This is a genomic window from Providencia sp. PROV129 (genome assembly GCF_028482245.1).
Taxonomy (GTDB): Bacteria; Pseudomonadota; Gammaproteobacteria; order Enterobacterales; family Enterobacteriaceae; genus Providencia; species Providencia vermicola.
The window spans coordinates 22,711-44,328 of sequence record NZ_JAMPQD010000012.1 but is presented as its reverse complement, the minus strand read 5'-3'; the positions used below and the strand labels follow the sequence as shown (position 1 = coordinate 44,328).

Here is a 21,618-nt window from a genome sequence, read left to right as displayed (position 1 = left end):
AAGTAACCATATCGAGGAAGTGATGATAATGATAATGCTTATCACTATCGTTTGTAAAGCATTATTTTTAACCAAAATAATATATCTTATAATTAATACTGCAATTATATGATTTCTATGAAGTTAAATATTAACCATTATTTTTCAATGGATTAAGGGGTTTTTCCTAAAAAGATGTTAACAACAAAACATTGCGGATAACTATTAACCTTAAATTATTTATGGTTAACTGGCAGACTTTCTGCACAAGCTGCCGCAGAGCTCCATGCCCATTGGAAGTTATAACCGCCTAACCAACCTGTCACATCCACAACTTCACCGATAAAATACAACCCTTCTGTTTTCAGTGAACCCATTGTTTTTGATGATATTTCATGGGTATCAACACCACCTAGAGTGACTTCAGCTGTACGGTAGCCCTCAGTCCCATTAGGTTGAACTTGCCAAGCATGTAGTGTGTTATGCAGCGCTTCAACTTGTGGGTGGTTCAATTGCTTTAGGGCGCATTCAGGGATTTGCCCTTGCGCTTGCATGATTTCGATTAACCGCTTAGGTAATAATTTTGCGAGGGTGTTTTTTAAAGATTGATTCGGGTGCTCTTGTTTTTCTTCCATTAAAAAATCGCTGAGCGAAAGGGTCGGAAGTAAGTTAATACTTACATACTCTCCAGGGTTCCAATAGTTAGAAATCTGCAAGATAGCAGGGCCAGAGAGGCCGCGATGAGTAAAGAGGATATTTTCTTTAAATAGCGTTCCGTCAGCCGCTGTCACAGTTGCCGCGACAGAGATCCCTGATAGCACTTGCAGCGCTTCTAAAAGGGGCTTGTGCAGTGTAAATGGGACAAGGCCTGCACGGGTTGGAATAATCGAGTGGCCAAATTGTTCTGCTAAGCGGTAGCCGAATGGTGTGGCACCAAGACCTGGCATCGATAACCCACCCGTTGCGACAACTAGTGAGCGAGCACTTACTTGGCTTCCATTCACGGTGACGAGAAAGCCCTCTGGCGTTTTTTCGACCTCGGTGACTTCACTGCGAAGTTTGATCGAAATATTCGGTAAATTACACTCATTTTGCAGCATATCGACAATATCTTGCGCACTATTGTCGCAAAAAAGCTGCCCTAAGGTTTTTTCATGATAAGGAATATTATATTTGGCAACTAACCCGATAAAATCCCATTGTGTATAGCGAGCAAGTGCTGACTTACAAAAATGTGGGTTCGTGGAAAGATAGTTGCTGTGCTCAGCGTACATATTCGTGAAATTGCAGCGTCCGCCTCCGGACATCAATATTTTTCTGCCTAATTTTTTGCCGTTATCAAGGACAAGTATGTTGAGTCCGCGTTTACCTGCGAGTGAGGCACAAAATAGACCCGCGGCACCTGCACCTAAAATAATAACGTCGATATTTTTCACAATGGCTTTCTCTATAGCTATTTGATTTTTAGCACAATTAAATTATGAGTATGGGTATTTTACGTCATCTTGCGGTGGTTGTAATGTAAAGGTTCGAGCGAGATCGGATGAAAAGTGTGTAAGACGTATTATAATTAGAAAAATTCGCGCAAAAAGAGCAAATAACTTTTATTTTCGGGAAAAATCGTTAAAAAAGTTTCAAAAATTCAGAATAAGTTTGTTTTGGCTAATGCATTGATATTTATGGGGTAATTGCTATGAGGTGCTTTTTTGATGGGTAGTTAAATCAAAAAAAGGTTAGATTTTGCTTCCACCGCCAGCGTTTGTCACTGATAATGCGCCGCGTTCATGTCCAACATATAATGGCTTAACGTCTATGCTACATCTTTTTACAGGTTTAGAATTTCATACAGGTCTATTATTAGTTCTAGCACTGTTATTTGTGCTGGTCTATGAGGCTATAAATGGCTTCCATGACACCGCTAACGCGGTAGCAACGGTTATTTATACCAGAGCAATGCGGGCACAGTTCGCAGTTGTCATGGCAGGGGTTTTTAACTTTTTTGGTGTCTTGCTGGGAGGGTTGAGCGTTGCCTACGCGATTGTCCACCTCTTACCAACAGACCTCTTGCTTAATGTGAGCTCTGCTCACGGCCTTGCAATGGTTTTCTCATTGCTACTGGCTGCAATTATTTGGAACCTTGGAACGTGGTACCTCGGTATCCCTGCGTCCAGTTCCCACACACTGATTGGTGCCATTATCGGGGTAGGTTTAACCAATGCGATAGTGACAGACTCATCAGTGGTTGACGCTCTGAATATACCGAAAATGATCAGTATTTTCATGTCGTTAATTCTTTCTCCAGCGATTGGTTTCGTGATTGCCGGTTTGATGATTTTCTTTTTACGCCGTTATTGGAGCGGAACAAAGAAACGTCGCCGTATTCACTTAACACCTGCAGAACGTGAGAAAAAGGATGGTAAGCGTAAGCCGCCATTCTGGACCCGTACCGCGCTGATTTTATCCGCGGTTGGCGTCAGTTTCTCGCACGGTGCGAACGATGGGCAGAAAGGTATCGGTCTTATCATGCTTGTGCTGATTGGTGTTGCGCCAGCTGGTTTCGTCATGAATATGAACTCGAACGGTTATGATATCGCGAGAACTCATGATGCTGTAGTCCACCTGCAACAATACTATGAAACACATAAACCTGCGTTAAACCACGCGATAGAAAATGCCCCTGCAGTTGCTGAAAGTAGTAATGAGCCTGGTGGCGAATTCCATTGCGATAGTTCACGTACAGGTGCAATTTTAAATCAAGCTCAGACGATGCTAAACGGCATTCAGAGCTACGAAGAGCTAACGCCTGACCAGCGTAACCATGCGCGCCGTTTATTGATGTGTATCTCTGATACAGCGAATGCGGTAGCGAAATTACCAGAGACGAGCTCGAAAGATGCAAGTTTACTGAAAAAACTCAGTAATGACCTGCTGTATACTGTTGAGTATGCACCTCTGTGGATCATCATTGCGGTTGCTTTAGCCCTGTCTTTAGGCACCATGTTTGGTTGGCAGCGTGTTGCAGTCACGATTGGTGAGAAGATTGGTAAGAAAGGCATGACCTACGCACAAGGTGTTTCTGCGCAGGTGACTGCGGCAGTGTCAATTGGTGTGGCGAGTTATACGGGTATGCCAGTTTCAACAACCCAAGTTTTATCTTCCGCTGTTGCGGGAACCATGGTTGTTGATGGCGGCGGTGTACAAACTAAAACAATCAAAAGTATTGCGTTAGCGTGGTTACTGACTTTACCTGTCTCGATTGTTTTATCTGGTGGGTTGTACTGGTTATCTCTGCTGTTTATCTAACAGCACTTCACTTGGCTTCACTGTTGTGAAGCCGTCGAAAGTGACATGAACACAGTGATATAAGAATACAAAATAGTGATGATCGTAAGGTCATCACTATTTTTTTACGTCAAGAAAGCGGGTTAACCCGTCATTAAAAGATAAACTAAGCTCACGACAACAAGAATACTGAGCCGGCTTATTGTCATAAATTGTTTACGGATTCGTTCACAACGCGCAATGACTTCAGGGTCATAGTGCTCAAGATACTGTTTGCTATTGATATATCGGACAAGCCGAAGTTGTTTGTTCAGTTGACCATGGGTGGTGAAAAAACCATTCCCATCAACGGATTGGTAGAGTAACGGATCGGAATCCCGCAAAATAGATAATAAAACACGAATGGACGAAAAATAACGCATCATATTCAAGATGCATAAAATGCAGAGTGCCCAAAATAAAGCAATCATACTGAACATAATCCCCTCCTTAGAAACCCAGCTCACAGCACTTGTCAAAAAGGAAATACAGCAAGATATTTTATTTATACTCAGTCATTTCATTGTAGGATAAATTATTGTTTAAAAAAAGTGCAATCCCTGCAAATTTTTGATTACTTTTTGTTTATATTGAAAAAATACTTCATTGCTGCTTATCATTGGATATCACACTTTAGAGTGAAATTATGTTGTTTCTTGTCTGTGGAAGTGTAGCCATAACTCGAATTACTTAGGTGAATATATTAATATTGAAGGAATGATGTTATTGTTTTATAAAATGTTATATACACTTATGGTTTTAAGGTTAATCTGCTTAGATGTGATCAGTGCAACACTTAATTATCACAGTTAGCAGGTATAGTATTATTAAGATGTGGTGAAGGCATAACCACTGGATTAATCAGCATTCGGAAGGAGTTTACTTATGGCTTACAAACATATTCTTGTTGCGGTAGATTTATCACCTGAAAGTAAAGTATTACTGGATAAGGCTGTCTCTATGGCAAAACCTTACGGTGCCAAAGTATCCATGATCCATGTTGATGTTAACTATTCAGACCTGTACACCGGACTTATTGATGTCAATTTGGGTGATATGCAGCAGCGTATCACTGATGAGACGCGTAATGCGCTGAAAGATTTATCTGCAGGTGCGGGTTATGATATTCAAGAAACGCTGAGTGGTAGCGGCGATCTTGGTCAAGTACTGGTTGATGCCATTAAAAAATACGACATGGACTTAGTGGTCTGTGGTCATCACCAAGACTTTTGGAGCAAACTGATGTCATCCGCACGTCAGTTAATCAATACAGTTCATGTGGATATGTTGATTGTTCCGTTAAATGACGATGAAGAGTAATCTACTCTCTCTTATTTGAAATATTATTCACTAAAAACGCCTGCTTATGCAGGCGTTTTTTTTGTGTCAAAATATGACATTTAGGGTAGATATTGGCAGGTCAAGCAATTTTTTTTGCATTATAGTGAAAAAAAACCTTGAATTTAGAATACAAACTAATGATATATTCAATAGGCAAAACACAAATCAACCTCACATTTCCTAAAAATAATGACAAGAAAGAGTGAGGCACATCACAACAACTACATGTTAAAAAAGGAAGACATAGATGACACAATCACTATCTTCATTCTTGGAGTCTGTCCAAAAAAGAGACCCTTCACAGCCAGAGTTTTTACAAGCTGTTCGTGAAGTATTCACTTCCCTTTGGCCTTTCCTTGAGCAAAATGCAAAGTACCGTGACCAAGCACTGCTTGAGCGCTTTGTTGAACCTGAAAGGGTTATCCAATTTCGCGTATGTTGGATGGATGACCAAGGCAAGGTCCAAGTTAACCGCGCATGGCGTGTGCAATTTAGCTCAGCCATCGGTCCATTCAAAGGCGGTATGCGTTTCCACCCATCTGTTAATTTATCCATTCTGAAATTCTTAGGCTTCGAACAAACACTGAAAAACGCACTAACTACCTTACCAATGGGCGGTGGTAAAGGCGGTTCAGACTTTGATCCGAAAGGAAAAAGCACGGGTGAAGTCATGCGTTTCTGCCAAGCATTGATGACGGAACTGTATCGCCACATTGGTTCAAACACTGACGTACCTGCAGGCGATATTGGTGTGGGTGCGCGTGAAGTTGGCTTTATGACGGGTATGATGAAAAAGCTGTCTAACGACACCTCTTGTGTATTTACGGGGAAAGGCTTGTCTTTTGGTGGTAGCTTAATTCGCCCTGAAGCAACGGGTTACGGTTTAGTGTACTTCACTAATGCAATGTTACAGCGCCATGGTTTAAGCTTTGATGGTATGCGAGTTGCGGTCTCTGGTTCAGGTAACGTGGCACAGTACACCATTGAAAAATGTATGGAACTGGGTGCGAAAGTGGTTACTGCATCGGATTCTAGCGGTACGGTAGTTGATGAGGCTGGCTTCACTGCAGAAAAACTCGCACGCTTAGAAGAAATCAAAAACAATTATGGTCGTGTTGAAGAATACGCGAAAGAGTTTGGTTTAACTTACTTAGCGGGTCAGCAACCATGGAATGTCCCTGTTGATATCGCATTGCCATGTGCAACACAAAATGAGCTGGATGTTGAAGCAGCGAAAGTGTTAATCAAAAATGGCGTTAAAGCGGTCGCAGAAGGCGCAAACATGCCAACGACGATCCCTGCAACAGAGCTGTTCCTTGAAGCTGGCGTGTTGTTTGCTCCAGGTAAAGCTGCTAACGCAGGCGGTGTGGCAACATCAGGTTTGGAAATGGCGCAGAATGCAGCTCGTCTTGGCTGGAAAGCAGAGAAGGTCGATGCGCGCTTACACCACATCATGTTGGATATCCATCACCACTGTGTTGAGTTTGGCGGTGAAGGAAAACAAACCAACTATGTTCAAGGTGCGAACATCGCGGGCTTTGTAAAAGTCGCTGATGCAATGCTTGGGCAGGGTGTGTTGTAATCCTCTGACAAAAAAACGTACGCGAAAGGGCGGTTGTATCATACTGATAATTCACCTGTACATACGCCCTTCGCCGTTACGTTTAATCGTTATTTTTAATGCACGGATAGATATCGAATCGATGGCTTTTTGTTGTAACCGCTGATGGTGCTTTTTGTCCTGCAAGGGGCTCTGCATAGTCAGGGCGTTTGACCACTACACGGCGTTTTGCCAAGGCAATTGCAGGCGCTAATAATGCATCTGCATCATCATCTGCTCCCACCAACGACTGAAATACCCGCATCTCTTTCTTAACTAACGCACTTTTTTGCCGATGTGGATACATCGGGTCAAGATAGATAACATCTGGTGCAGGAGTGATTTCACTCAATGCGGTTATACTTGATGTGTGGATCAAGGACATACGTTCTTGTAGCCACGGGCCGATTTCGGCATCTTGATAACCACGTTGTAAGCCATCGTCTAGCAATGCCGCAACCACAGGGTGACGCTCTAACATTCGAACGTGACAACCAAGAGCGGCGAGCACAAAGGCGTCTCGGCCTAACCCTGCGGTGGCATCAATTACATCAGGCAAATACTCTTTTTTAATCCCAACCGCTTTTGCGACTGCTTCACCACGTCCACCGCCAAATTTTCGGCGATGAGCCATTGCTCCCGAAACAAAATCGACAAAAATACCACCGAGTTTGGGTTCATCAAGTTTGCGGAGCTGCAAATTTTCGGGGGTAAGCACCAGTGCCATAGTGGCATCTGGTGTATGGGAAAGCTGCCATTTTTCAGAAAGTTGAGAAAGGGTGCCTTGATCGGCACCCTCTTCACAAATCAACTGGATCTTAATGTGATTAGCCATGAATACCGTAGCTCTTCAACATCGCATCAAGTTCTGGTTTACGGCCACGGAAACGCTCAAACAACGCCATTGGCTCTTCAGAGCCGCCACGACTTAAAATATTGTCGAGGAACGATTGGCCTGTTTGGCGGTTAAAAATGCCTTCTTCACTAAAGCGTGAGTAAGCATCAGCTGCGAGTACATCAGCCCATAAATAGCTGTAGTAACCTGCTGCGTAACCGCCTGCAAAAATATGGCTAAAGGCATGTGGGAAGCGAGCCCATTTCGGTGAAGGTACCACCGCGACTTTATCTTTAATCGCATATAGCGTCGGCATGACTTGCGCACCTTTTGCAGGGTCATACTCTGCGTGTAAGGTGAAATCAAACAGACCAAACTCTAATTGGCGCAGGACAAACATTGCGGATTGGTAATTTTTCGCGGCTAACATGCTACTTAACATTTCGGCTGGTAATGGTTCGCCAGTTTCATAGTGGCCAGATATAAATTCCAGCGCTTCAGGCTCCCAACACCAGTTTTCCATAAATTGACTTGGTAATTCGACGGCATCCCAAGGCACACCATTGATCCCTGCGACATCAGCGACATCGATTTGCGTCAACATATGGTGCAAGCCGTGACCAAATTCATGGAACAGGGTGATGACTTCATCATGGGTGAAGAGAGCGGGTTTATCGCCTAATGGCTGGTTAAAGTTACATGTCAGGTAAGCCACTGGGTTTTGCAGTGAACCATCTTTATGCACCATACGGCCAACACAATCGTCCATCCAAGCTCCGCCACGTTTGTGTTCACGTGCATAGAGGTCAAGGTAGAAGCTACCACGCAGGGTATTAGTATCATCATACAGTTCGAAGAAACGCACATCTTTATGCCATGTTTCGACGTCATTACGTTCTTTGGCGGTTAAACCATAGATTCGGTGAACAACTTCGAACAAACCATTTAGAACGCGTTGTTCAGGGAAATAAGGGCGTAATTGCTCATCACTTAATGAGAATTTATGCTGTTTTTGTTTCTCGCTGTAATACGCTAGATCCCACGATTCTAAAGACTCAATACCATAATGTTCTTTAGCAAAAGCGGTGAGCTCAGCCAGTTCGTCTTTACCTTGCTGGTGGGCGCGATCGGCTAAGTCATTGAGGAAGCCTAAAACTTGCTCTGGTGATTCTGCCATTTTTGTTGCTAGGGATTTATCTGCGTAATTTTTGAAGCCAAGCAGTTGGGCAAGCTCGTGGCGTAACGCCATTAACTCATCGATAAGCTCGCTATTATCCCATTTGCCCGCATTTGGTCCTTGGTCTGAGGCGCGAGTACTGTATGCATGGCTCATTTCACGGCGCAGTTCTGCGTTATCCGCGTAGGTCATGACAGGCAGGTAGCTTGGCATGTCGAGAGTTAAGAGGTAGCCTTCTTCGCCTTTGGTTTCCGCCATGGCTTTTGCGGCGGCAATGGCGCTTTCTGGCATACCCGCTAATTCTTTTTCATCTTTAATGAGTTTAGTCCACCCCATGGTGGCATCAAGCACATTATTGCCGAATTTAGACGCGATCTCCGACAAACGTGCAACAATTTCACCGTAACGTTGCTGTTTTTCAGCAGGTAAGCCGATACCTGATAATTCGAAATCACGTAAGGTGTTTTCGATAGATTTACGTTGTGATTGGCTAAGTGAATTAAACTCAGCACTTTCTTTTAAGGATTTATACGCTTGGTATAAGGGCTCATGCTGGCCCATCCACGTACTGAACTCAGACAATAGTGGTAAACATTGCTCGTAAGCTTCGCGCAGTTCAGGGCTATTTTTCACGGAATGCAGATGGCTCACTGGTGACCAAACGCGAGACAGCTTATCACTCGCTTCTTCTAACGGCTGACACAGGTTATCCCATGTATAGTGAGTGGTTGCATTCAGGAGGTTTTCAACTGTTTGGCGGTACTCGGTGAGCACATGTTTGACAGCAGGAAAAACGTGAGCAGGTTCAATGCTAGAAAAACGGGGTAATGCAGAATCGGCTAATAATGAATTTGTCATAAAAACATCCTGTGATTGCAGGCTTGTGCTCGTAGGCCAAGGCTTACAGTGTTGACAATAAAAGTTAAATGGCGAGCTTATCTCCAAACAATTCATGTTATCGGGTGATAAAACCAGCACACCATTATGAATATAAGAAAGTATATGGGGGCGGATATGGAAACCTCAATATCAAGATAACGTTTTTTCTTATCAGTGCTTATCAATAAATGGGGTTTTTGTTGGCTTTTATCAATAAAGAGGATAGTTGTAGTTTCAATGCTTTGGAAAATAATGAATTCAGTCTATAATCACTTTCCAATCTATAGAGGAAGATCGTCGTCTCCGGTGAGGCGGCTGGATTTCAAATCCAGTTGGGGCTGCCAGCAGTCCCGGGCAGGTTCGACTCCTGTGATCTTCCGCCACTCAATGGCTATCCTGAAAACATTCTCTATATTCTTATCATCTTAATAGCTCCTCTTTTTTCAATAAATTATTGTTGTTTTATTCTATACTTTCTGTAATTTAGTAAAAAATTATTTTTATTTACTAAATTCGGGGTGTTGTATGGATAGTGAAAATATTATTGTCTTAGCATTGAAGCAGTTATCTTGGACACAAAAACAATTAGCTCAGTTTTTAGCTGTTTCACCGACACAAATTAGCAAGTGGAAGAAAGGTGAATATATGTCTAACGAGATGGAAACATGCATTCGTGAAAAAATTGGTTTAGGTAAATTATCTGCTGAGCTTGTTTTGCGTGTTGGTAGTATTGAAAATGCTATGAAATGGGATCGTATTATCAAAATTATTGCTGATGATGAAAAAGCAAATGCAGAAACAGGCTATATTACGGTTTCTTTAGAGGATGATGTCGATTTTTTAAGCTCTCAAATTATAAAAATTTTTACTGAACTAGGTATTAGCATACCAAGTCAGTTTCCTAAGGAGCTTGAGGTTACACACGACGATGAGTGCGATGATAATTTATTTGATGTTATTAGCACTAATCAATATACAAAGCTTATTCGAGCTATCTTCCAATCGTTAAATGATGTTTATGGTTTTTATGCAGCGTATATAGAAGATTTAATTTTTGACGATAAATTAGAAATATATGACTCTGAAGCTATGAATATAGAGCCTTGTTTAATTTATTTAGCAGCATCCAAAATTGATATGGATAGTAACTTTGCACCTAATTTTGATTCTTTTAAATACAAAATTAATCGTGAATATATCCAGTGGATTAATCTTGTAAAAGAACGTGCATTTAGGGAACATATTCCACTACGTGCGGAGTTATTAGATATTGTTTATAAGTGTCATGATGAAGTTGGGCATGATGCTGAAGCACAAAGCTTAGGGGTCAATGAACATCGGTTGCACCCTGATATTTATATGAATGAATTACTCGTCGGTATGCGGTTAATTCATCAAGTTTTACCAAGAATTATGGAAAAACTTGAGATTACAGATTTTGTTCCCGATGATCCAAATTTAAGGGTTTAATGAAAACATACTTTAAGGCATCGAAAGGTGCCTTAAGCAGTTGTATTTTTGCTGAATAAAATCAGATAAGACTCTGACTAGCTAACTGATAAATATATGGATATTAAGACTCATTTTTTACCTTATTATATAAAAATAATGTATTGTTTTTAATAGGAAGTTTGCTAATATAAAACTATATTTACCTGTTTTTAAAAGGAGTCGTCTATGTTTTTAAAACAAAAGCTGTTGCGCTCCATTGCCAACAGAAAAGGTACTGTTATTTTACGTTCAGAATTGGAGCATCTAGGGAGTAAATCACAAATCGGCAAAGTGCTAGCGATGCTTGTCGAAGAGGGGATTATCATTCGAGTGAGTCTAGGTGTTTATGCGAAAACTCGTTTTAATCGATTTGCAGGTAAAAGGACGGTAGCAGCACCATTTGAGTCAGTTGTGGAAGAAACCTTTCAAAAGCTTAATGTTCAAGTAACTCAAGGGCAAGCTTTAAAGGATTATAACGCAGGTAAAACGACTCAAATTCCAATGCAGCTACAAATTAGAACTCCAGGAAGGAAAATATCTCGAAACATCACTGTTTCAGGTAGAAATGTTCAATATGAAAAAAATTACGGAAGACCAAATTGCTGATATTCAAGATGCAGAGGCTGCTGGGCTATTAAATGGGCTACCTGCATTTGTTGCAGAAAAAGATGTCCATGTAACAGATGCTCTGCGTGTTTTGGCAAGCTTGCATATTGTGCATGAAGCTCAGTTGAAAGGGTATGACCCTAGAAGCAAAAAAGTGCCAAATGACCCTATCAATATTAAATTACCCGTCAGGTTTGTTTTTGCTGGTGGTACTTGCTTATCGAAGGCTTATAATTTAATTAGCCGAATGTCAGAAGATATTGATATAAAAGTTCTTCTTCAAGAAGTCCCTTCTAATTATAAATTAAAAAGAGAATTCCCTTCAGATAAAGCACGGCTAAAAGATATTCATCATCAACTTACTAAAAACCTTGAGGTTCTTGGTTTTTATCTCACCGATAAAGTTGGTGGAAATCCAGAAATTAATGATAAACATCGTCATTATAATGTTGATTTAAGCTATAAAGGGCACTTCAGTAGCGGGGGAGCTAACCCTTTGCGTAGCTGCATTAAGGTTGAACTGATAAATCGCCCCATTAATTTAGAGACTAAAAAATTAAAGATTAATTATCTCTATCAGCAATTAATAAAAGGCAATAATTACCCTGATTTTGATATCGAGTGTATTAATATTGCAGAAACGCTTGCTGAAAAAGTGTTATCACTTTTAAGACGATTTGCAATGTATTGTGAGGGTGTCAAACAATCTGAATTCGATGAGGCGTTAGTAAGGCATATTTATGATGTTTGGCGAATTCATACAATCCATCCAAACGCCATCCATGTAGCAGCTGGCATGTTTGAATATACAGTTAATACCGATTTAGAAGAATACGCTTGGCAATTTAAAGAATTTGCAAATAACCCTCATAGTGTACTAAGTGAATGCTTAAAAGTGATCAAAGACAGTGAGGGTGATAAAGGGCAGTTGCTAAGTCAATTATATAAAACAAAATTAAGCCCACTGGTCTACTCTCAAGAGCCACATTCATATGAAGAAGCATCTAAAAGTTTTATTGAGGTTGCAGAACATTTACTACAACGATTAACTAATGAATAACTTTTTGATAGTTATAAGGTTAATTATTTTATTGCTATTTTCCACCAGTGTTTGCCCCCAATTTTGCGCAGTAAAAGCACCAAAAAAATTTGGGGCAAAATTGGGGGCATAATTCTTCAGGGGTTTTTTAATATTTCTTTAATAAACAGTTATTTAGCGATTCTTACTCCTGTGATTCGTAATATTCGCACCAGCAAGTGACGCGTCTATTAACAATTTTCACTATGGTAGCGGACTACGAACTTTTCAGTTGTCGTGGCTTATCACAGGTTTCGTGGGGCTGATTTTCTAACTAGAAATCACTCTTAGAAAAACCCGTCATTTCATCCAGTTCCATTTCGCGACCTAAGGCCGTCATTGGGTGGACAATCACTAAACCGCGTACGGATTTCTTCAGTTTGCCAAGATCAGCTTGTTCTTTCTTAGTGATGGCGCGTTTGAATGGCATATTCACCAATTTTTGTGCTTCTTTGCTTAGCTTCTTGTTACGCAACGCTTTCAGATGAGTAATTTCAATTTCTAGCGTCGCTTTTTCTTTCTCAAGCTCTGCGTATTTTTCTGCTTCGCTCGTCAGTTGCATGCTTGCCATCTGGTGACGAATAAGGTCTAAACGGTCGCTAAGCAGTTTAATTTGTGTTTTTTCGATTTCTTTCATTATTAATTAACCGTGAATAAATTTCTTGTCGGCGAGTATACACTATTCTGAGAGGGAGGGTGAAAAGGGATAGGTGGGGACCGCGACGTAAAAATTTTATTTGGATGTGAAAAATAGTTAAATATTTGTGAGAATAAAGTTTTATTTAATAAATAAACGAATAGGATTTATCTTATAATTTTAGTTTTATTAAATTCTATTTTAAAAAATGCCCCACATACACTCGAAAAAGGTTTGAAATTTACGATAAGTATAAAATACAGATACACTCAATGGCGTGTATATGTGAATAAATCTGTCAATATAAAATAAATATACCCTCTAATAACCTGACTTATGATAAGTTTTGGCGATCAATATTATTACATTGATTGTTAATTTCTATCAATCGATGGGTATTTGATCGACCAAAACGATTAGCCAATACTCATTTTCATTGTTTACACTAAGTGAAATTTTATAGTCCATTAGTAATAGCATCGGTTTTAAAGCGTCACTTATTATAAACAAACCGGAGGAAGGATGTTGGATAAACCACGATCTCACAATATTTCCATTTATATAGGCTCATTATTAAGATGCTACCGAAAATCGTTGGGAATAACGGGAGCTGAACTTGGTGCACGCTTAAACATAAGCCAGCAACAAATTTCACGTTATGAGTGTGGAACAAATACATTAACTATTGATGGGTTAATGAATTTCTTATTTGCTCTAGGACTTAAAAACTGTGATATAGAATATTTTATGGAAAATATCCTAACATTTTATAAAAGTGAGCCTGAAAAACCAACGTATGAAAATTCATTTATAACAGTAAGAAAGAGATAGTTATTTCTCTTTTTTTAAAATTATATTTATTAATAAAATTTAAAAGTGTTTATCAATATAAAAACAATCATTAGGTTTCAAATCTAATGATTCTATTCGTCACGCGTTAATAAAAGTTTTTGTAGTACACATGTCCATTAGGAAATATTAATAAAAAGGTAAATTTCATGAAATTTAAAGTTATTTCTTTATCAATCGCTGCTGCGCTGTCTTTATCTTCAATGGTGGCTTCTGCTGCTACAACGACAGTAAATGGTGGCACAGTTCATTTTAAAGGTGAGCTAGTGAATGCGGCATGTGCTGTTGACGCGGGTTCCGTTGAACAAACTGTGCAGCTTGGTCAAGTTCGTACTGTTAAATTAGCACAAACAGGTGATGTGAGTACGCCTGTTGGTTTTAACATTCAATTAAATGACTGTGATACCACTATTGCGACATCTGCAAAAGTTGCATTTACCGGTGTGTCTGCAAATGCAGCAAACCCGACAGTTCTATCTGTAGCCTCTTCTGCTGCTGGTTCTGCAACGAATGTAGGTATCCAAATTTTAGATTCTAAAAGCATTCCTCTAGGCCTTGATGGTGCAACATTTAGCACCGCGATGACATTGAAAGATGGTACTAACATTCTGCCATTCCAAGCTCGCTACTATGCACTTGATGCAACTACCGCGGGTGTGGCAAACGCAGATGCAACATTTGCTGTTCAGTACGAGTAATTTTTAAGCAGATTTAGGATGTCGAATTAGTTAGCCAAGGACGGCTTTATTTATCAATAAAATTAGAAAGGTAAAGTCTCATGAGAGAGGTGATGTTTGCGCTACTACTTTTATTCGCTCCACTCCTTGAGGCTGGAAACAAGTGGAATGTTCAGTTACCAGGCGGAGGAATGCACTTCCATGGGGAACTCATCGCAGAAGCGTGTAGTGTCGAAACTTCAGACAAAAATTTGACTGTAAATATGGGACAACTACGAACGAATATGCTGACTGCCCCAGGTCAAGAAACCGCGCCTGTTCTATTTGATATCCATTTACGCGAATGCAGCAAAACCGCGACTGAGTATGTCTCTATCACTTTCTCGGGGATCGCAGATAATACCAACCCAGATATTTTTGCTATTGGTGATGGCCCGAATAGCGCCAGTGGCGTAGGGCTAGCTGTTTTTGATTCCGCTAACACCTTAATTCCTATTAATAGTACACCTCGGAAAATAGCACGCGTTATTAATGGTGATATGACGTTGCACTTTATCGCTAAATATCGCGCGACGAGTTATCAAATTACGGGTGGAAAGGCAAACGCACAGGCTCTTTTTTCGCTGACCTATGAATAAAACATCCGTAAATAATTTATATACCTATTTAATTTTTTGTTAGAAAAGGACAGACGTAACAATGAAAAACGTAACAATCCGCAAACTAATTAGCGCCTTATTAATATTACTCTGTTCAAATATATATACTCAGGCATATGCCGGTGTTGCATTAGGCGCGACACGTGTTATTTACCCTGCTGGGCAAAAACAAGTTCAGCTTGCAGTGACAAATAATGATGAAAAAAGCGTTTTTCTTATTCAATCTTGGGTAGAGAATACATCAGGGAAAAAAGATAGCCAATTTGCGGTTACGCCACCCTTATTTACCATGCAAGGTAAAAAAGAAAATACATTGCGTATTATTGACGCCACTAATAACCAATTACCTCAAGATAGAGAAAGCCTTTTCTGGCTCAATGTAAAAGCCATTCCTGCCATGGATAAATCCAAGCTGAATGAAAATACGCTTCAATTGGCCATCATCAGCCGGATCAAACTGTATTATCGCCCGACCAATTTATCTGTTTCGCCTGAAACTGTTGCGGAATCATTACGTTTCAGGCGCCAAGCTGGCAGCGTTACCGTTATTAATCCTACACCTTATTACGCAACAGTAACGTCATTAAATATCGGTTCAACCAAACTCGATAATGTATTGGTTCCTCCGTTTGGTGAGGCATCTGTCTCTGCGCCAACCAATGCGAATGGTGGCATTACTTTCCAAACGATTAATGACTATGGTGCGTTAACTCCCAAAATGACCGGAAACATCCAGTAAAAACGTTTTTTACTCACTACTACTTTGATTTAAATAACTTACTGGGCGACATGGTTGTTCAGGGAGAGGGAATATGTCATATCTGGCATCTGAAAAAAGGCAATTCATTTCGGGAAAAGAATCATTTTTTGGATATATATCCGAACGCCATTTTCCCTTAATTCCATTGACGCTATTAATTAGTGCTTGCCTGTATCCTGCTTGGGCTGAGGCAGAACTCTACTTTAATCCACGATTTTTAGCAGATGACCCTTCCGCTGTTGCAGACCTATCTGCTTTTGAGCAAGGCCAAGAAGTACCGGAAGGAACCTATCGTGTTGATATTTATTTGAATGATGGCTATTTATCAACCAAAGATGTTCGTTTCGTCGCAAATAAAAATGAACGCCAGCTTATGCCTTGTTTCACACTCGGCGAATTAGCAAAAATGGGTGTTAATACACCCGCAATTTCAGGAACAAATACCCCAGAGCAAAATAACTGCCAGCCTTTGAATATGCTTATTGAAGACGCGACAGCACGCTTTGATGTTGGTTTGCAACGGCTCTACATTACGGTTCCACAAATATTTATGGCTAATCGAGCTCGAGATTTTATTCCCCCGGAATATTGGGACTCGGGTATTACGGCGGGTATTTTAAATTATAGTTTAACGGGAAATAGTGCACGTAACCAAAATGGTAAGCACAGTAGCTATACCTACCTAAATATGCAAAGCGGGCTAAACCTTGGGGCATGGCGCTTACGAGATAACTCGACGTGGAGTCACAGCTCAGGAACGTCGACGACTGAAACTCGTTGGGAACATATTAATACCTATTTGGAGCGTGGGATAAATCAGATACGCTCCCGCTTAACAATAGGTGACAGTTATACCCCCGGTGAAATCTTTGATAGCTTTAACTTTAGAGGAATTCAGCTAGCTTCTGATGACAATATGCTACCTGAAAGCCAAAAAGGGTTTGCGCCAGTTATTCGCGGTATTGCTCGTGGTACGGCTGATGTCTCCATCAAACAAAATGGCTATGAAATCTACCGCAATACTTTCCCGCCAGGGCCTTTCATTATTAATGATTTATATGCCGCAGGAAACAGTGGTGACCTCAACGTTAGTATTACTGAAGCGGATGGTTCGGTGCAAAGTTTTACGGTGCCTTACTCATCTGTACCATTACTTCAAAGGGAAGGGCATACCCAATATGCTGTTACTGCGGGTGATTACCGAGCAGGAAATGGCCAGCAAGAAAAACCAAGTTTTATGCAAGCGACATTAATGAGAGGTTTATCATACGGGTGGACACTTTATGGAGGTTCGCAACTCGCTAGTCGCTATCAATCCTTCAACATCGGTATGGGGAAAAACATTGGTGTATTTGGTGCGCTGTCTATCGATATTACACAGGCAAATGCGAAGCTGCCTGACGATAGCAATCATCAAGGGCAATCTATTCGTTTTCTTTATAACAAGTCGATGAATGAAACGGGCACAACCATACAATTGGCTGGCTATCGTTATTCAACCAAAGGCTATTATTCATTTGCGGATACCACTTATAAGCGCATGAATGGTTATAGCCTTGCGACACAAGATGGTGTCATTCAAGTCACTCCAACATTCTCGGATTACTATAATTTAGCCTATAACAAACGTGAAAAAATCCAGCTAAGCCTCACCCAACAATTAGGTGAGCAATCAACATTGTATGTGACAGGAAGCCATGAAACGTATTGGAACACGAGTAAGTCCGATAAACATTTACAGGTTGGTTTCAATACACTGATTGAAGGTATTAGCTGGGGGATCAATTACAGTCTGTCTAAGAACTCTTGGCAAGAAGCAAATGACCAGATGTTAGCGATGAATGTGAATATCCCATTTAGCTATTGGATGCGATCTGACAGCCAATCAATTTGGCGTAATGCGAGTGCCAGTTATAACGTCTCCCATGACCTAAAAGGCCGTATCACTAACATGGCAGGCCTTTATGGCACATTACTTGAAGATAATAACTTAAGTTATAACGTGCAAACGGGTTACGCAGGGGGCGGCCAAGGTAACTCTTCGGCATCTGGTTACACGGCGCTGAATTACCGCGGTACATATGGCAATGCTAACGCGGGTTACAGTTATACCGATAACGTACGCCAAATGTATTATGGTCTGAGTGGTGGTGTGTTAGCTCATGCTAATGGCATCACGCTTAGTCAGCCAATGAATGACACTGTTGTCCTCGTGAAAGCACCGGGGGCGGGAAACGTAAAAGTTGAAAATCAGACAGGGGTTAATACTGATTGGCGTGGCTATGCCATCTTACCTTATGCCACCGATTACCGAGAAAACCGTATTGCGCTGGATACCAACACATTAGCCAATAATGTCGATTTAGAAGACCCCGTTGTCAGTGTCGTTCCTACTCGAGGTGCAGTTGTTCGCGCTGATTTCCACCCTCGAATTGGGGTAAAAGTACTGATGACATTACTAAAAAGTGACGGAAAGCCCGTGCCATTTGGCGCGATTGTTTCTTCAAGCGATAACAATGGTAGCAGCATTGTTGCTGATGACGGTCAAGTTTACTTAACGGGGTTATCACTTTCTGGTCATCTTATTGCCCGCTGGGGAGAAGGTCCCGACTCACAGTGCCAGATTAACTACACATTACCTGAGCAAAGCCAACACGAGATGCTCAGTAAGTACCGCGCACTGTGCCGCTAAGGAGCCAATAATGCCGAATAAGTTCATGATTTTTTCTGCCTCTCTATTTGCACTTTTATCATTATCTCAAAGTGCATATGCGGCAGACAGTACGATCAACATTAAAGGGTATGTGCGAGATAACACGTGTGCGGTTGCACCGGGGTCGCAAAGCCAAGTTGTTGATTTACTTAATAACGCGGTGAAGCAACTTTATGCCGTGGGGGAAGTGACCCCTGTCATTCCATTTAATATTGAGCTCACCCCTTGTGGCAACTCGGTTACTGCGGTGAAAGTGGGTTTTGTGGGAATTGCGGATACCAACAATCAGACCTTATTGGCGTTAGACCCCGGAAGCCTCAATGCATCAGGCGCAGGTATACAAATTTTAGATGGTGCCAGAAAACCACTCGCACTCAATGCTACCAGTAACAACATGGTTTGGACCCCTTTAGTGGCAGGTAAGAATAATACACTGCATTTTTATGCTCGATTAATGGCGTCTAAATTACCAGTCACAGCGGGGCATGTTCGAGCTACCGCCACTTTTACGCTTGAGTTCCAGTAAGCAGAGGATGTCATCATGAACATTAAATGGAAGGGAGCAGCCCCGTTTATCTGGCTGATTTTATTTTCACTAGCCACATCCTCATATGCCGCTGATGTGACGATTACAGTGAATGGGAGTGTTGTTGCGAAGCCATGCACTGTTGCAACGACGAGTGCCAATGTTGATTTAGGTGATTTATACACTTTTAATTTAATCACGCCAGGTTCTTCCTCAATATGGCACCCCGTTTCATTAGATTTAGTCAATTGCCCTGTAGGAACGTCCACGGTGACCGCCACTTTCAGCGGTATCGCTGATACGACGGGTTATTATAAAAATCAGGGAACAGCAGGCAATATTCAGCTACAACTCCAAGATACCGCGGGTAATAACTTAAACAATGGTGCGCAAAAAAAACTGCAAGTTAACGACTCTTCATTATCCACCCGTTTTCCTTTGCAAGTCAGAGCGCTTTCCGTCAAAGGCCAAGCTACTCAAGGAAACATACAAGCTGTTATTGATGTTACCTATACTTATCAATGAGTTAATATTATGAATATAAAAAAATGTGTTCAGTTATTTGCAGCAGGCTTAACGATTTATACCGTGGGTATTTCTTTGAGCTATGCTTTCACCTGCACAGATTCTACGGGAAATATTGTAAATAGCGATAATGGTACGAAAATCGCAGATGTTTATGTAAACCTACAGCCTAGTGTGCAGCCTGGGCAAAATCTAGTTGTTGACTTGTCACAATCCATTTCATGTAAGAATGATTCACCAACAACGCGTCGGGACTTGGTGAGTATGATCAGAGGGTCTGCATTTGGTGGGGCACTTGTCAATTTTAATGGTTCACTAAAATACTATGGTATCAACAATACGTTTCCACTTATGCAACCCACGCACCAACAAAGTTTTCCGTCTGGGAATTACACCCCTTGGAATACCCAATTATTCCTAACACCTATTAATGCTGCAGGTGGAATTGCCATTAAAAAAGGCTCTCATTTTGCCACCCTTGTTATGCATCAGGTGGGCTCTGATATTATTGGAGGGGGAAATGTACGGACGGCTACCTTTACATGGAACCTCTACACCAATAATGATGTACTCATTCCTATTGGTGGATGTGATGTATCTTCACGAAATGTTATTGTAAATCTACCCGAATACCCTGGCACAGCACCTGTTCCGCTTTCGGTCCACTGTGCCTCAGGGCAAAACCTGTATTATTATCTTTCAGGGACCACAGATACTCGTTCAAATATTTTTGCGAATACATTTTCGGGAACAAATGCGGCAAAAGGCGTCGGTATTCAACTGGTCAGTAATGGGAATGCGATAGCCGTTAATCAAAAAGTGGCTTTAGGTAGGGTCACCACAGGTGCTGTTAGCCTTGGCTTAAGTGCACGATATGGACGTACTTCAGGCCAAGTTTCAGCAGGGAAAGTGCAGTCTATTATTGGTGTCACTTTTACTTATGATTAGCATGCTGGTTGAATTATTGGTTAAATCACTGGTGGGGTTTAATTCTCCACCCACCAATATTCACCATTGCGAGCCAGATTATGAAATATAAAATTCGATATAAAAACAAGGTGATTGGGATTACTGCATTAGAAGGGGGAGATCCTCCGATGGGGTTTGTGTTTGGTATGCTGGAGCCAACTGTATTTTATACCGCAGATATCGATAAAGTACATTTGAGCCTATATACCGACGAAACCAATGAAGAAATTGCCTGTAACTCTATCTCGTTTGACGATTATTCCGCAGAACTGGGCGAGCAATGTATCGAGGTCACTGTTTTAGTTGAATCCGCCGAAGAATATGCGAAATTTTTTAAGCATCACCTCGATGCTTATGAAAAACAATTTGGGTAGTACACACCTATCGCCTTCATTATTTACCATTCATTGTAAACTCTGATATTTTAGCTTATTTAATAACCATATGGCTGCCTATCACTATGGTCTCTGGATAGTCTTTGGAATTAAAAGTACTCACGCCATATTAGGGTGTAGCTAACGTTTTTTAATCGAGCGTTAAGATCTTTGATTTTGTTGTCAAAAATTACCTAAGTGATTCTTCTTCCGATCTCTCTAATATGAATGGGCGTGTACTGGCTGTTTGGGGAACTAATGACCTGAATGTGGATGCTCAATTCAACGCGTGCCGTTACAAGTCTATTTTGTCTACTAATCCTCGAGCGAGCGTCATAGTATTGCCAAATGCAAGCCATGGGTTACTTCGGGCGCCTGAGTTTAATTATCAGCTTGAAAGCGATTGGCCCGCATGGCGGAAGGGGTATTTTCTTTGGTCTGGGCGTGATGCTTATTACGCGGATGGATTGAAGGTCATTGTTGAATGGATAAAAAATGAAAAGCCAAACTTAATGTCATATGATGTGGTATGTAAGTCTGGTGGGTAGCAAGGTTTTATCTGTATGGATAGGTGAGAATAAAATCGGATTGAGTCCCTAAAAAGACCAGCCATGGTGATAAA

21 protein-coding genes and 1 tRNA gene are annotated in these 21,618 nt (G+C 41.0%); 17 read left to right on the top strand and 5 right to left on the bottom strand.

Annotated elements, in window-relative coordinates:
* Positions 1-215: 215 nt before the first annotated feature.
* Positions 216-1,415, bottom strand: coding sequence for an NAD(P)/FAD-dependent oxidoreductase (locus tag PSF27_RS09320; RefSeq protein WP_272574367.1), 1,200 nt, complete (start codon positions 1,413-1,415; stop codon positions 216-218).
* Between the two features lie 376 nt (positions 1,416-1,791).
* Between PSF27_RS09320 and pitA the strand changes: the two genes are divergently transcribed.
* Complete coding sequence (gene pitA, locus PSF27_RS09315; protein ID WP_206085233.1) at positions 1,792-3,282, top strand: inorganic phosphate transporter PitA; 1,491 nt, start codon at positions 1,792-1,794, stop codon at positions 3,280-3,282.
* Positions 3,283-3,404: 122 nt separating this feature from the next.
* Here pitA and uspB read toward each other — a convergent pair whose 3' ends face one another.
* Positions 3,405-3,740 carry a universal stress protein UspB gene (gene uspB / locus PSF27_RS09310; RefSeq protein WP_206085193.1) on the bottom strand — a complete coding sequence of 112 codons (336 nt, stop codon included), beginning with the start codon at positions 3,738-3,740 and terminating at the stop codon, positions 3,405-3,407.
* A 445-nt stretch (positions 3,741-4,185) separates the two neighbouring features.
* On the opposite strand from uspB, the gene uspA reads away from it, so the two are divergent.
* Positions 4,186-4,620: a universal stress protein UspA gene (uspA, locus tag PSF27_RS09305; RefSeq protein WP_206085192.1), complete on the top strand. Its 435-nt coding sequence runs from the start codon at positions 4,186-4,188 to the stop codon at positions 4,618-4,620.
* Positions 4,621-4,888: 268 nt separating this feature from the next.
* Positions 4,889-6,223, top strand: coding sequence for an NADP-specific glutamate dehydrogenase (gene gdhA / locus PSF27_RS09300; protein WP_206085191.1), 1,335 nt, complete (start codon positions 4,889-4,891; stop codon positions 6,221-6,223).
* A gap of 82 nt (positions 6,224-6,305) precedes the next feature.
* Here the strand turns inward: gdhA and rsmJ are convergent, their stop codons facing one another.
* Together rsmJ and prlC are read right to left on the bottom strand one after the other, a co-directional pair.
* Positions 6,306-7,076 (bottom strand): 16S rRNA (guanine(1516)-N(2))-methyltransferase RsmJ, encoded by a 771-nt coding sequence (gene rsmJ / locus PSF27_RS09295; protein WP_206085190.1) that lies wholly within the window; start codon positions 7,074-7,076, stop codon positions 6,306-6,308.
* Entirely contained in the window at positions 7,069-9,111 is a 2,043-nt protein-coding gene (gene prlC, locus PSF27_RS09290; RefSeq protein WP_272681354.1) for an oligopeptidase A, read from the bottom strand. Before prlC ends, rsmJ begins: the two co-directional genes overlap by 8 nt.
* A gap of 309 nt (positions 9,112-9,420) precedes the next feature.
* Here prlC and PSF27_RS09285 point away from each other — a divergent pair.
* The 4 genes from PSF27_RS09285 to PSF27_RS09270 all read left to right on the top strand — a co-directional run bounded on the left by PSF27_RS09285 (position 9,421) and on the right by PSF27_RS09270 (position 12,289).
* A tRNA-Sec gene (locus PSF27_RS09285) sits at positions 9,421-9,515 on the top strand.
* 142 nt (positions 9,516-9,657) lie between these two features.
* Positions 9,658-10,602, top strand: coding sequence for a helix-turn-helix domain-containing protein (locus PSF27_RS09280; protein WP_272681353.1), 945 nt, complete (start codon positions 9,658-9,660; stop codon positions 10,600-10,602).
* A gap of 207 nt (positions 10,603-10,809) precedes the next feature.
* On the top strand, positions 10,810-11,229 hold the full coding sequence (locus tag PSF27_RS09275; protein WP_272681352.1) for a DUF6088 family protein: 420 nt from the start codon (positions 10,810-10,812) through the stop codon (positions 11,227-11,229).
* Entirely contained in the window at positions 11,198-12,289 is a 1,092-nt protein-coding gene (locus PSF27_RS09270) for a nucleotidyl transferase AbiEii/AbiGii toxin family protein (protein WP_272681351.1), read from the top strand. The genes PSF27_RS09275 and PSF27_RS09270 overlap by 32 nt, the downstream gene beginning before the upstream one ends.
* Before the next feature lie 292 nt (positions 12,290-12,581).
* On the opposite strand, the gene PSF27_RS09265 is transcribed toward PSF27_RS09270, so the two are convergent.
* Positions 12,582-12,944 (bottom strand): YibL family ribosome-associated protein, encoded by a 363-nt coding sequence (locus PSF27_RS09265; RefSeq protein WP_206085186.1) that lies wholly within the window; start codon positions 12,942-12,944, stop codon positions 12,582-12,584.
* Between the two features lie 522 nt (positions 12,945-13,466).
* Between PSF27_RS09265 and PSF27_RS09260 the strand changes: the two genes are divergently transcribed.
* The 10 genes from PSF27_RS09260 (at position 13,467) to PSF27_RS09215 (ending at position 21,544) form a co-directional block, all read left to right on the top strand.
* Positions 13,467-13,775, top strand: coding sequence for a helix-turn-helix domain-containing protein (locus tag PSF27_RS09260; RefSeq protein WP_206085185.1), 309 nt, complete (start codon positions 13,467-13,469; stop codon positions 13,773-13,775).
* Between the two features lie 167 nt (positions 13,776-13,942).
* Complete coding sequence (gene fimA, locus PSF27_RS09255) at positions 13,943-14,491, top strand: type 1 fimbrial major subunit FimA (protein ID WP_206085184.1); 549 nt, start codon at positions 13,943-13,945, stop codon at positions 14,489-14,491.
* Between the two features lie 80 nt (positions 14,492-14,571).
* Positions 14,572-15,108: a fimbrial protein gene (locus PSF27_RS09250; protein WP_206085183.1), complete on the top strand. Its 537-nt coding sequence runs from the start codon at positions 14,572-14,574 to the stop codon at positions 15,106-15,108.
* Positions 15,109-15,169: 61 nt separating this feature from the next.
* Positions 15,170-15,868, top strand: a complete 699-nt coding sequence (locus tag PSF27_RS09245) for a fimbria/pilus periplasmic chaperone (RefSeq protein ID WP_272538858.1) — start codon at positions 15,170-15,172, stop codon at positions 15,866-15,868.
* 73 nt (positions 15,869-15,941) lie between these two features.
* Positions 15,942-18,581 (top strand): fimbrial biogenesis usher protein, encoded by a 2,640-nt coding sequence (locus tag PSF27_RS09240; RefSeq protein ID WP_206085181.1) that lies wholly within the window; start codon positions 15,942-15,944, stop codon positions 18,579-18,581.
* A 10-nt stretch (positions 18,582-18,591) separates the two neighbouring features.
* Positions 18,592-19,128, top strand: coding sequence for a fimbrial protein (locus PSF27_RS09235; protein WP_206085180.1), 537 nt, complete (start codon positions 18,592-18,594; stop codon positions 19,126-19,128).
* A gap of 21 nt (positions 19,129-19,149) precedes the next feature.
* Complete coding sequence (locus PSF27_RS09230; protein WP_206085232.1) at positions 19,150-19,653, top strand: fimbrial protein; 504 nt, start codon at positions 19,150-19,152, stop codon at positions 19,651-19,653.
* 15 nt (positions 19,654-19,668) lie between these two features.
* Positions 19,669-20,601 (top strand): fimbrial protein, encoded by a 933-nt coding sequence (locus PSF27_RS09225; protein ID WP_272681363.1) that lies wholly within the window; start codon positions 19,669-19,671, stop codon positions 20,599-20,601.
* 80 nt (positions 20,602-20,681) lie between these two features.
* A complete protein-coding gene (locus PSF27_RS09220; RefSeq protein ID WP_206085179.1) occupies positions 20,682-20,996 on the top strand; it encodes a hypothetical protein in 315 nt (104 codons plus the stop codon).
* Between the two features lie 224 nt (positions 20,997-21,220).
* The gene (locus tag PSF27_RS09215; protein ID WP_272681350.1) at positions 21,221-21,544 is read left to right on the top strand and encodes a hypothetical protein; all 324 of its coding nucleotides are present in this window, start codon (positions 21,221-21,223) and stop codon (positions 21,542-21,544) included.
* The last annotated feature ends 74 nt before the right edge of the window (positions 21,545-21,618 follow it).